Source organism: Nocardiopsis sp. NPDC055551, from assembly GCF_053619415.1.
In genome coordinates, this window is sequence record NZ_JBSHJJ010000006.1 from 143,826 (window position 1) to 155,684 (window position 11,859).

The following is an 11,859-nucleotide window of genomic DNA, read 5'->3' on the forward strand; positions in this document are numbered from 1 at the left end:
CGTGACCGCTAGCCCTTGACCGCTCCCGAGGTCAGGCCCTCGCTGATGTAGCGCTGGAGGAACCAGAACACCGCCAGGGTGGGCAGGGAGAGCATGATGGCGCCCACCGCGAACATGCCGAAGTTGGCGTTGCGCTGGGAGTCCACCAGTTGGTACAGCCCCAGGCCCAGGGTCTGGGAGTCGGTGTCCCGCAGGAACACGCTGGCCAACAGGAACTCGTTGATGGTGTTGATGAACACCAGCAGCGCCACGATCGCCAGCACCGGGGTGACCAACGGCAACATGATCCGGAAGAACACCTGGGCGTGCGTGGCCCCGTCCATCTGGGCGGACTCGTCCAGCTCCTTGGGCACGGTGTCGAAGAAACCCTTCATCAACCACGTGTTGATGCTGAGCGCACCGCCCAGGTACACCAGCATCAGGCCCCAACGGGTGTCGAAGCCGATCGCCGGGTAGAGCTCGCCGATGTTGGAGAACATCAGGTAGATCGCCACGATCGCCAGGAACTGCGGGAACATCTGGATGACCAGAAGCCCGATCAGCCCCACCCGACGGCCCTTGAACCGCATCCGGCTGAAGGCGTAGGCCGCCAGCGCCGACAGCAGCACGGTGACCGCCGCGTTGGTGAGCGCGAAGAACAGTGAGTTCGCGTACCAGGTGGTGAACGGGGTGTTGCGGAACAGCTCCATGGCATTGGACAGGCTGGCGCCCGTCGGCCACAACTGGGAACTGCTCAGGGTACCGAGCGGGTTGATCGCGGCCGATACCACGAACAACACGGGGAAGATCGCGAACGCCGCGATCACCCACATGACGGCGTGACGCCAACCCAGCCGACCGGCCCACAGGGTGAACCGGGCGCTCGGACTGCGCCGGTAGACGGGCCTGGCGGCGACTTCGGAGACGCTCATCGCTCCACCTCCTGCAGGGCCTTGGTCCGACTCAGGGTGACCACGGACATCACCGAGACGATCAGGAAGATCATCACCGACAACGCCGCCGCGTAGCCGTACTGCGCGGTGGCCTCACTGAAGGCCAGCCTGTACGTGTAGGTGATGAGCAGGTCGGTGGCGCCACCTGCGGTGGTGCCCTCCGAACCGAACGGCCCACCCCTGGTGATCAGCCACACCGCGTTGAAGTTGTTGAAGTTGAACGCGAACGTGGAGATGAGGATCGGGGTCATCGCGACCATCAGCAGCGGCAGGGTGACGTGTCTGAAGGCCTGCCAGGGCCCCGCCCCGTCCAGCTGCGCCGCCTGGCCCAGCTCCCGGGGGATGGCCTGCAACGCTCCGGTGGCGACCAGGAACATGTACGGATAGCCCAGCCACACGTTGGCCAGGATCACCGCGAACCGTGCCGCCCACACGTCGCCCAACCAGTCCACCTGCAACCCGAGCATGCGGTTGAACAGGCCGAAGTCGGCGTTGAACATGTCCCGCCACAGCAGGTACATGGCCAGCGAACTCATGGCGTAGGGCAACACGACCAGGATTCGGTAGACCACCTTGCCGCGCATCTTGGGCACGTGCAGGGTCAGGGCCACCGCCAGGCCGACCACGAACACCAGGAAGGTGACCGTGACGGCGAACACGATGTTCCACACCAGGGTGCCGAAGAAGGAGGACGCGAAGGTCGGGTTGAACAGGAACCGGAGGAAGTTGTCCAGTCCCACCCCGACCTGCCACCCCTGGGGAAGGCGCTGACCGTCCTCGTCGTAGAACGCGCCGCGCTCGTCGTCCGCGTGGTAGACGACGCCGGTCTCGGTGTCCTCGATGCAGTCGCAGGACTCGTCGTAGACGCGAACGGCGTTGCCCTCGAAGGCACTGGACAGGCCGCTGGAACGGATGCCCGCGCCCTCGTCGGTGGGGACGGCGAACTCCTGCATCTCGTCGCTGCGCGAGTTCACCTGGGCGGGCGTCAGTACGGTGTAGCCGATGGTGTCGGTGATCTTGCCCGAGTCGTCGACCTGGGCGCCGACCAGGTCGGTCAGCCCCTCCTCGGTGCCGGCGTAGGTTCCACCCTCGCCGTCGCTGAGGAGGAAGACCAGTTCACCGGTCTCGGGGTCGCCGTTGGCGGCCACGGTGAGGACGAACTCGCGGGAGTCGGCGTCGCGGGTCACCGAGAACGCCTCGATGGACGCGATCGCCTGGTCCTTGGAACCCCGGTGACCATCGCTCATGTTGGTGAGCGAGGTGCTCATCGTGTAGAGCACCGGGAAGATCTGGAAGGCCATCAGGAAGAGCACGCCCGGCACGAGGTACTTGGCCGGGACGGTGCGCTTGGAGAAGTAGACCCAGTAGACGAGGGCCACCACGGCCACGACCAGACCGATTCCCCACCACACACCCGCGAGGTACAGGGGCAGGACCGCCCATACGCCGAGGGCGGTGAAGAGACCCAACAGGAGGATCTTCATGATCTGGCCGCCGAGGGAGCCGCCCGCCAGTGGGCCTCTCGGGCTTTTGCGGCCCGCGGGCGCCCCCTTGGAGGAGGCGCCCGCGTCGCCGGAACGGTCTGTCGCCACAGTTACCGGCCGATCCGCTCGGCGACGGCTTCGTGGGCGGTCTCCAGGGCCTCACGGGGGTCCGCGCCACTGATGATCTGGGCCTGGGCCACACCCAGGGGCTCCCAGGTCTCACCCATCTCGGGGATGTTCGGCATCGGCATGCCGTTCTCACCGGTCTCGGCCATCAGCGCGATGTTCGGGTCCTCTTCGGAGACGGCCTCCAGGGCCTCACTCTGCACCGGGGTGCGCGGGTCGGCGTCGTAGAGCGTCTGGATGAAGTCGGAGTCGGTGACGTAGTTGACCACGAACTCCTCGGCCAGCGCGCTGTTGGCGCTGCCCTCGGTCACGAAGAAGCCCTGGTAGCCGATGTAGGGGCTGGCGGGGTCGAGCCCGTCGAAACCGGGGATGGCGCTGATCTCGTAGTCGATGTCGGAGGTGTTGGCGTCACCGACGTTCCAGGGGCCGGCGACGAAGAACGGGGCTTCGCCGTCGAAGAACAGGGAGGCCTCGTTCTCCAGGTCGATGGAGCGGCGCAGCACCCCTTCGCCCTCCTCGCCGTACTCGGCGATCTTCTCCATGGCCTCGATCGTCTCGTCGGAGCCGATGCCGAGGTCCTCGGGGTCCCAGTCGCCGTTGTCGTCCTGACCGAACAGGTAGCCGCCGGCCGAGGTCATCAGGGCGTTCATGCGGAAGGGGTCGCCCTCCTGGCCGACCGCCATCGCCAGGACCTCGCTGGTCTCACCGTCGTCCTTGAGGTCGGTTCCGACCTCGACGAGCTCCTCGAAGGTCTCCGGGGCGTCCGGAGCCAACTCGGTGTTGCGCATGAGGAAGATGTTCTCCTGCGCGTAGGGAACGCCCAGGAGCTGGCCCTCCAGGGTCATGGCCTCCACGGCGGTCTCGTCCAGAGCCTCGGCGCGGTCGGTGGGCAGCTCGATCGGCTGGACGGTGCCGTTGCGCAGCAGGTTGCCGGTCCAGTCGTGGGCGCCGATGAAGACGTCGGGGGCGTTGCCCGCCTGGTGGGCGTTGACGATGTCGCCCTGGATGTCGTCGAAGGAGACGTTCTGGACGTCGACCTCGATGCCGTTGGCCTCGGCGAATTCGGCGGCGGCGCTCTGGATGGCGTCGGCGCGTTCGGGGTCGGACCAGATGACGAGGGTGCCCTCTGCGGAGCCCTCCTCACCGCCGCCGGTGTCGCCGTCGCTGCCACACGCGGTCGCCATCAAGGCGATCGCGGCGATGCCTGCGACCGCTGACGCGCTTCGAGATCTCATGGTGTCTTCCTTCCAGGAGGACTGACGGAGGGCATGCATGCGGTTCTGGAGGTTGCGGGTCCGTTGCGGGCATGCTTGATGATGTGACGTTAGCAATAACTTGCAGGACATGAAAGTCCTTGCAAACTCTGGGGATAAAGATGTGGATACACCCTGGAAACAGTCGGGTGATGGTCACTCGGAGTGCACGAACCGGTGCTCGTTCGAGGGGCCGGTTCAGGGGCTGAAGCTCTCCAGGATCAGTTGTTCGGCCTCGGTCAGCGCATCCGCCGGGTCGGCTCCACCGATGATGTCCGCGGTCGCCTGGGAGAACGGGTTCCACACGGCCTCCATCTCCGGGATCGCGGGCATGGGGATGCCGCCCTCCCCGGCCCGCTGGAACGCCTCCACGTGGGGGTCCTGGCCGGCCACCATCTCCATCGCCGCGTCCAGCGCGGGCACACGGGGGTCGGACTCGTACAGGATCACCGATAGTTCGGGGTCGGCGAGGAAGGCCTCGGCCAACTCCTGGGCCAACGTCGGCTCGGCCGCGCCGGAGGCCACGAAGAACGTCTGCACACCGATCAGGGAGCGTGCCTCGGCGCCGTCGGCGAACCCGGGGATCGGGCTCACCTCGAACGGGATCCCGTTCGTCTCGATGGTGGAGACGCTCCAGGGGCCGCTGACCAGGAAGGGGGCCGCGCCCGTGGCGAACAGGTCGGTGGCGTTGTCGGCGGTGGTGTCGCGATCGAGCAACCCCGAACCGTCCTCGCCGAGTTCGGCCAACTTCTCGAAGGCCGCGATCGACTCGGGCGCCGCCACCCCCAACTCGGTGGGGTCCGGGTCGCCCGATTCGTCCTCGCCGAACAGGTAGCCACCGGCCGAGGTGAAGAACGGGTGGATGTGGTAGGCGTCGCCCTCCTCGCCGACCTGCAGACTCAACGCCTGATCGACCGACCCCGCGTCCACGAGGTCCTTCCCGATCCGGGCCATGTCCTCGATCGACTCCGGTGCCTCCGGGACCAGGTCCGTGTTGCGGAACAGCCCCAGGTTCTCGGTGGCGTACGGAACCCCGTACACCTCGCCGTCGTAACCGACCGCCTCCAAGGCGCCCGGTGAGAACAGGTCGGACCGGGAGGGGTCCAGTCCCACCGGAACGATCGACTCCGCCGCGGCCAGTTCACCCGTCCAGTCATGGGGGCCGACCAGGAGGTCCGGACCCAGGCCGGTGGCGTGCGAACTCAGGAAGCTGGCGCGCAGCTCCTCGTGGTCGATCACGATCACCTCCACCTCCTGGTTGACGTCACGGGAGAAGGCCTCCGCGAAGGTCCGCATGGCCTGCGCGCGGTCCTCGTCGGCCCAGATGGTCAAGGGGATCGACGAGTAGTCGTCGACCTCCTCCGCGCCCGAACACGCGACCAGGGTCAACGCCAGCGTGCCCGCGCACAGTGAGAGAGGAAGTTTCCTCATGATGCACTCCAAAGGAAGAGCCGGCGGGGACCGTGGACACACGGAAGGGGTGGCCCCGCATCAGGGGATCTGGGGGTGAAGCAGGGGTGAAACAGGGGGTGACGCCGGGCGGTCCGGGACGAGGACCGCCCGGCGTCGGTGATCAGACGCTCAGCCAGGCCGAGCTCTCGGCGGGCAGCGTCAAGGTGCCCTCGGACACCTCGACACCCGGGCCACTGGCGACCAGGACCTCACCGGAGGCGGACAGCTCCACCGGCGCCTCGGTCATGTTCACGGCCACCCGAACACCGGGCTCGCGCTCGAAGTACAGGACACCCTCGGGCGACTCCAGCCAGTTCATGGAGCCGTCGCCCAGGGCGTCCAGCTCCCGACGCAGCCGCAGCGCGGTCTTGTACAGCTCCAGGGTGGAGCCCTCCACACCGCTCTGGTCGGCCCGGGTCGACCCGGCCCAACGCTCGGGCATGGGCAGCCACGGGGTGGAACCCTCGGGACCGAACCCGAACGGCGCCTCCTCGCCCTCCCAGGGCAGCGGCACACGGCACCCGTCACGGCCGCGCTCGGTACGACCCGAACGCTCCCAATTGGGGTCCTGCAACGCTTCCTCGGGCAGGTCGGTGACCTCCGAAAGACCCAGCTCCTCGCCCTGGTAGATGTACGCGGAACCGGGCAGGCCGAGCATGAGCAGCGTGGCCGCGCGCGCACGACGCAGGCCCTGCTCGCCGTCGCCGAAGCGGGTCACGTGCCGGACGACGTCGTGGTTGGACAGCACCCAAGTGGTGGTGGCGCCAACGGCCCCGTTGGCCTTCAGGGAACCGTCGATCACCTCGCGCAGCCGGGCCGCGTCCCAGGGGGCGGTCAGGTACTCGAAGTTGAACGCCTGGTGCAGCTCGTCCGGACGCAGGTAGCGCGCGATCCGGTTCGAGTCCTCGACCCAGGCCTCCGCCACCAGGGCGCGATCGCCCTCGTAGGTGGACGCGATCCGCGACCAACGACGGTAGATCTCGTGCACGCCGTCCTGGTCGAAGTACGGCAGCGAGGTGCTGCCGTCGAGCATGTCGGCCTTGGCGTCGGGGTCGATGTCGGGCAGGGCCGGGTCCTTGACCATGCCGTGCGCGACGTCGATCCGGAAGCCGTCCACCCCACGGTCCAACCAGAAGCGCAGGACGTCGTCGAACTCGTCGTGCACCTCCTGGTGGGTCCAGTCGAAGTCGGGCTGACCGGGGTCGAACAGGTGCAGGTACCACTGTTCGGGGGTGCCGTCGGGGCGGGTGAGGCGGGTCCAGGCCGGACCGCCGAAGATCGACTTCCAGTTGTTCGGCGGCTCCTCGCCGTCGGCGCCCTTGCCGTCCCGGAAGATGTAGCGCGCGCGAGCCGGGTCGCCCGGTTCGGCGGCCACGGCCTCGCGGAACCACACGTGCTCCGAGGAGGAGTGGTTGGGGACGACGTCGATGATCAGACGGATGCCCTGTTCGTGGGCGTCCTTGAGCAGGGCGTCGAAGTCGTCGAGGGTACCGAACCGGGGGTCGACGTCACGATAGTCGGCGACATCGTATCCGCCGTCGGCGAGCGGGGAGACGTAGAACGGGGTCAACCAGATCGCGTCGACGCCCAACTCCGTCAGGTGGGGGAGACGCTCGCGGATCCCCGCCAGGTCACCCTCTCCGTCCCCGTTGGAGTCGGCGAAGCTGCGCACATAGATCTGGTAAATGGCTGCTTCACGCCACCAGTGCGCCTCGTGCTGCATCAGCGGGGTCCTTCCGTAAGAGTGGCTGCAAGTTCTTGCGCAAGATTACCGTCAACTTTCTGTCATGTGACGCCGATCTCGACTAGAGTTGTCGTTATGGGTCCACGACTTGCCGACATCGCGCGGCACGCAGGCGTCAGCGAGGCGACCGTCTCGCGGGTGCTGAATGACAAGCCCGGCGTCGGCGGCGACACCCGAAAAGCCGTCCTGACCGCCCTCGACGTCCTTGGATACGAGCGTCCGGCGCGGCTGCGACAACGCTCCGCCGGGTTGGTCGGCATGGTGATCCCCGAGCTCGACAACCCGGTCTTCCCGATGTTCGCCCAGGCCGCGGAGGGAGCCCTCGCCCAGCGTGGCTACACCCCGGTGTTGTGCACCCAGACCCCCGGCGGAATATCCGAGGACGAATACGTCGAGCTGCTACTGGAGCGCAACGTCTCCGGCATCCTCTTCGTCTCGGGCAAGCACGCCGACACCTCCGCCTCGCACGAGCGCTACCACGCCCTGGTCGCCAGACGGTTGCCGATCGTGCTGGTCAACGGCTACTCCGACGCCATCCCCGCGGCGTTCATCTCCGCCGACGACCGTGAGGCCGGCCGTCTGGCCGTCAACCACCTGGTCGCCCTCGGCCACACCCGCATCGGCTTCACCAGCGGACCCGAGCGCTACGTCCCGGTCCACCGCAAGCTGGAGGGCTTCCATCAGGCGCTGACCGAACACGGCCTGGACGCCGACGACCTCGTCGAACTCTCCCTGTTCGGGGTCGAGGGCGGGCACGCCGCCGCGAACCGCCTCATCGAACGCGGTGTCACCGCCATGGTCTGCGGATCCGACATCATGGCGCTGGGCGCCATCCGCGCCGCCCGCCAGCGCGGTCTGCGCGTCCCCCAGGACTTCTCCGTGGTCGGCTACGACGACTCCCAGCTCATCGCCTTCACCGACCCGCCCCTGACCACCGTCCGGCAGCCGATCAACGCCATGGCGATGGCCGCCGTGCGAGCCCTGTGCGACGAGATCGCCGGACACCCCGTCTCCCACGCCGAGTACGTCTTCGACCCCGAACTGGTCGTGCGCGGCTCCACCACCGCGGTACCGGCCGCCCCCTCCCACACCGTCGCGGCGCCCTCCCGACACCAACCCAGGGTCGCCGCCCAGGGCCACTGACCGGCCGGGCGCCCGAACACGAAGAGACACGAACACGAAAAGGGGGGTGCGTGCCGCGCGCACGCACCCCCGTTTCCCGTCCCGCACCCACCGCGGGACGGGAGCTCCGGTCACCGCAGGGCGGGGAACCCGCGGACCAGGGCGGTGGAACCCCACCAGCGACCCAGCCCGAGGGTTTCGGCCGACCGCACGCACGCCAGGCCCACCAGCACCAGGGCGTAGACGATGTGGTCGTCCATGAACGGGTTGGTCTCCAAGGGCAGCACCGCCGCCCACATCAGGATCATCATCAACGCGCCCGTGGCGGCGGCGATCCTCTCACCGACGCCCAGGACCAGGGCGGCTCCGATGCCCAGCAGCCCCGCCATGAACAGCGGGTCCGCCCAGAACGTCCCGGCGATCGAGCCGAACGCTCCGGCGAAGGGGCCATCGACCGCGTTGGTCAGGAAGCCTTCGGTGGGGCTCGCCCCGTTGATCCAGGCGGCTTCGGCGGGGGTGGCGAACCCCAGCCCCAGCAGTTTGTCGAAGAAGGCCCACAGGAACACCCAGCCGATCGAGATCCGGGTGACGGCGAAGACGTAACGGGCCGCGCGGGACCCGATGAGGGGTCGCTCCTCCATCGGCGCGCTCCGGGGGGTGGTCGTGTGGTCGGACATCGTGTGTCCTCTCGCCGAACTGTTGTGTCACCTCCAAGACAACCCCTTGTACGAGCGCCTTTCGAGGCCCGGTGGTAATGGCCGCCAAGGACGAAGGTCCCACCTCGGCGGGCGTTCCGGGAAAGCCCCGGATCACCGCCCCCGCGCACGTCCGCGACCGGTCGGTATGTGTCCGAGCTCTCGATGGCGCGAGCTCTCCGCCACAGCCGGGCCGCGACCGTGCCCGCCCACCCTGCCCCGTCGGCGACACTGGGAACATGCCTTCCGTAGCCCTCGACGGCGAACCGGTGCCCCGCACCGGGGAGCTTCCCGCGCACTCCCTCGCCGAACTCGGCGACCGGCCCCTCGGGTTCTACGTCCACGTGCCCTTCTGCGTCACCCGATGCGGCTACTGCGACTTCAACACCTACACCGCCGAGGAACTCGTCTCCCGGGACGGCACCGCCACCTCCTCCCGCGAGACCTACGCCGAACAGGCCATCGCCGAGATCGACCTCGCCGACAAGGTCCTGACCGGCGAGCGCCCCCCGGTGAGCACCGTGTTCATCGGAGGCGGCACGCCCACCCTGCTGCCCGCCGAGGACCTGGGGAGCGTGCTGGCCGCCATCAGGGACCGCTTCGGTCTCACCCCCGACGTCGAGGTCACCACCGAGGCCAACCCGGAGACGGTCACCCTCGACTACCTGCGCCGCCTACGCGAGGCCGGCTTCAGCCGGGTCTCCTTCGGCATGCAGAGCGCCCGCCCGCACGTCCTGCGCGTCCTGGAGCGAGGCCACACGCCCGGACGGCCCGAACAGTGCGTGGCCTGGGCACGTGAGGCCGGGTTCGAGCACGTCAACCTCGACCTGATCTATGGCACCCCGAGTGAGAGCGACGACGACTGGGCGGGGTCCTTGGAGGCCGCGATCGGCGCGGGCCCCGATCACGTCTCCGCCTACTCGCTCATCGTCGAGGAGGGCACCCGGCTGGCCGCCCGGGTGCGCCGCGGCGAACTCACCGAACCCGACGACGACACCATGGCCGACCGCTACCTCATGGCCGACCAGGCCCTGGCCGCCGCCGGATACACCCCCTACGAGGTTTCCAACTGGGCACGCGCGCCCGAGGGCCGCAGCGCGCACAACTCGCTGTACTGGACCGGTGGGCACTGGTGGGGCGTGGGCCCCGGCGCGCACAGCCACGTCGGTGGAACCCGCTGGTGGAACGTCAAGCACCCGGCCGCCTACGCCGCGCGCCTGGCCGCCCGGGAGACGCCGGCACAGGCCAGGGAGATCCTCACCGAGGACGAACGCCGCTTCGAACGCGTCCTGCTCGAACTACGGATGGAACAGGGCTGCCCCCTGGAGCTGCTCGACGCCTCCGGTCTGACCACCGCCGAACGCCTGGTGGGGGAGGGGCTGCTGGAACCCGGAGCCCACGCCCGCGGATACGCCGCCCTGACCCGCCGAGGCCGTCTGCTCGCCGACGCGGTCGTGCGCGACCTCACCTGAGTCGCGCCGGCGAACGCGCGACCCGGACACGACGAAGGGGCCCGGCCGAAGCCGAGCCCCGGTCGTGGCCGGAGACTACTTCACCCAGCTGACGTTGAACGGGTAGCGGTACCACTCGCCCTTGTTGGCCGCGATGCCGCCGAGGATGCCGAAGACGACCGCGCACACCCACACGGCCAGCTGCAGGATGGCCCCGATGAAGATGATGTACAGCACCGCCGAGATCAGGTAGCCGATCAACAGGATGAACTGGAAGTTCAGCGCCTGAGCGGCCTGGTCGCGAACGAACGGGGACTCGTCCTTCTTGATCAGGAAGAAGATCAGCGGGCCGAGGAAGCCGAGCAGGATGCCGCTCAGGTGACTGAGCAGACCCATGGTGCGCTCGTCCTGGTTGGGCTGACCGGTGGTCGCCGAGGACCCCTGCATGCCGGGGTGCGGGGCGTAGCCGCCGTACTGGCCCTGCTGCGCGTAACCACCCTGGTCGTAGCCGGGAGGCGGCGGGTAACCGCCCTGGCCGTAGCCGGGCTGCTGCGGGTGGCCACCCTGGTCATATCCGGGCTGCTGCGGGCCGCTCTGACCATAGCCGGGCTGACCGGGCGGCGGGGGCGGGTATCCTCCGCCCTGGTCGGGCGCGGGATAGCCGCCCGAGGGCTGACCGGGTTGGCCGCCCTGCTGGGAGTACGGATCCTCCGGAGATGGGCCGTTGGGGTAGGACATGGCTCGGTTTCCTTGTCGGTGCGAGAGCTGTATCTACTTGAGAAGTCGGATGCTGAACGGGTAGCGGTACCACGCCCCCTTGTTCGCGCCTGAGGCCCCTAGGACGCCGAAGACGATGGAAAGGATCCATACGAGGGCGATGAGAAGGGAACCGATCCACGCCAGGTTCCCGAAGAAGATACCCAGACCAACGTACAGAACCCCCGCGAACACGTAAGGGATCAGCATCGTGATCTGGAAGTTCGCGGCCTCGGCGGCGTGGTGCCGCACGAACGGCGACGTGTTGCGCTTGGCGAAGTAGATGGCCAGCGGCGGGATCCAGCCGAGGAAGGCGATCATGAAGCCGGTCAGGTGCGCCGACATCGCGACCAGGATGCCATCGTCGCCGCTCGACCGCTGGGGCTGCCGCGCGTACCCCTGCTGAACGTAGGGCTGCTGCCCGGGAACCTGCTGGGGCTGCTGGGCGAACCCCTGCTGTGGCGCCTGCGGCTGCTGCGCGTACTGCTGCCCGTGGTCGGCGGGTCGCGCGGATGCGGGCGGGGCGAAACCCGGCTGTCCCTGCTGGGGTGGCCGCTGCGCGTACTGCTGCGGCATCTGGGCCTGCTGCTGCGGCTGCTGAGGCGGATACTGCTGACCGGGACCGGGACCGGGCCGGGCGCCCGGGGGCTGCTGCGGATGCGGCCCGGGCGTCCGCCCGTACCCCGGCCCGCCCTGCTGTGGGGGCGCCTGCGGCGCCTGTGGCGGCAGCGGAGGCCGTTGCTGCCCCTGCGGCTCGTCCGGGGACGGGGGATTCGACGGAGTCTCGCTCATGGTCTTCCTTGGATCCGCTGTCGGGGATGCTGATCGGACGTGCCCGAATGGT

The 11,859-nt window shown here is 68.6% G+C and carries 11 protein-coding genes; 3 read left to right on the forward strand and 8 right to left on the reverse strand.

What is annotated here, in order from left to right; translation table 11 throughout:
- Positions 1-8: 8 nt before the first annotated feature.
- From ACWGSK_RS12760 to ACWGSK_RS12780, 5 genes are all read right to left on the reverse strand, one after another.
- The gene (locus tag ACWGSK_RS12760; RefSeq protein ID WP_358512062.1) at positions 9-911 is read right to left on the reverse strand and encodes a sugar ABC transporter permease; all 903 of its coding nucleotides are present in this window, start codon (positions 909-911) and stop codon (positions 9-11) included.
- Positions 908-2,524, reverse strand: coding sequence for an ABC transporter permease subunit (locus ACWGSK_RS12765; RefSeq protein WP_452455878.1), 1,617 nt, complete (start codon positions 2,522-2,524; stop codon positions 908-910). Before ACWGSK_RS12765 ends, ACWGSK_RS12760 begins: the two co-directional genes overlap by 4 nt.
- A 2-nt stretch (positions 2,525-2,526) precedes the next feature.
- On the reverse strand, positions 2,527-3,777 hold the full coding sequence (locus ACWGSK_RS12770; protein WP_452455879.1) for a sugar ABC transporter substrate-binding protein: 1,251 nt from the start codon (positions 3,775-3,777) through the stop codon (positions 2,527-2,529).
- Positions 3,778-3,993: 216 nt separating this feature from the next.
- Positions 3,994-5,226 (reverse strand): sugar ABC transporter substrate-binding protein, encoded by a 1,233-nt coding sequence (locus tag ACWGSK_RS12775; RefSeq protein ID WP_452455880.1) that lies wholly within the window; start codon positions 5,224-5,226, stop codon positions 3,994-3,996.
- 142 nt (positions 5,227-5,368) lie between these two features.
- Positions 5,369-6,970: a glycoside hydrolase family 13 protein gene (locus ACWGSK_RS12780; RefSeq protein ID WP_452455881.1), complete on the reverse strand. Its 1,602-nt coding sequence runs from the start codon at positions 6,968-6,970 to the stop codon at positions 5,369-5,371.
- Between the two features lie 96 nt (positions 6,971-7,066).
- Here ACWGSK_RS12780 and ACWGSK_RS12785 point away from each other — a divergent pair, with 96 nt between their 5' ends.
- Entirely contained in the window at positions 7,067-8,134 is a 1,068-nt protein-coding gene (locus ACWGSK_RS12785; RefSeq protein ID WP_358512048.1) for a LacI family DNA-binding transcriptional regulator, read from the forward strand.
- A gap of 110 nt (positions 8,135-8,244) precedes the next feature.
- Here the strand turns inward: ACWGSK_RS12785 and ACWGSK_RS12790 are convergent, their stop codons facing one another.
- Complete coding sequence (locus ACWGSK_RS12790; protein ID WP_452455882.1) at positions 8,245-8,790, reverse strand: hypothetical protein; 546 nt, start codon at positions 8,788-8,790, stop codon at positions 8,245-8,247.
- 257 nt (positions 8,791-9,047) lie between these two features.
- Here ACWGSK_RS12790 and hemW point away from each other — a divergent pair, with 257 nt between their 5' ends.
- A complete protein-coding gene (gene hemW, locus ACWGSK_RS12795) occupies positions 9,048-10,280 on the forward strand; it encodes a radical SAM family heme chaperone HemW (RefSeq protein ID WP_452455883.1) in 1,233 nt (410 codons plus the stop codon).
- Positions 10,281-10,355: 75 nt separating this feature from the next.
- Here hemW and ACWGSK_RS12800 read toward each other — a convergent pair whose 3' ends face one another.
- Together ACWGSK_RS12800 and ACWGSK_RS12805 are read right to left on the reverse strand one after the other, a co-directional pair.
- Positions 10,356-10,997, reverse strand: coding sequence for a DUF4870 domain-containing protein (locus ACWGSK_RS12800; RefSeq protein ID WP_452455884.1), 642 nt, complete (start codon positions 10,995-10,997; stop codon positions 10,356-10,358).
- A 33-nt stretch (positions 10,998-11,030) separates the two neighbouring features.
- Positions 11,031-11,360, reverse strand: coding sequence for a DUF4870 domain-containing protein (locus ACWGSK_RS12805; RefSeq protein WP_358512036.1), 330 nt, complete (start codon positions 11,358-11,360; stop codon positions 11,031-11,033).
- Between ACWGSK_RS12805 and ACWGSK_RS12810 the strand changes: the two genes are divergently transcribed.
- A complete protein-coding gene (locus tag ACWGSK_RS12810) occupies positions 11,349-11,840 on the forward strand; it encodes a hypothetical protein (RefSeq protein ID WP_452455885.1) in 492 nt (163 codons plus the stop codon). The genes ACWGSK_RS12805 and ACWGSK_RS12810 overlap by 12 nt on opposite strands.
- Positions 11,841-11,859: the final 19 nt, after the last annotated feature.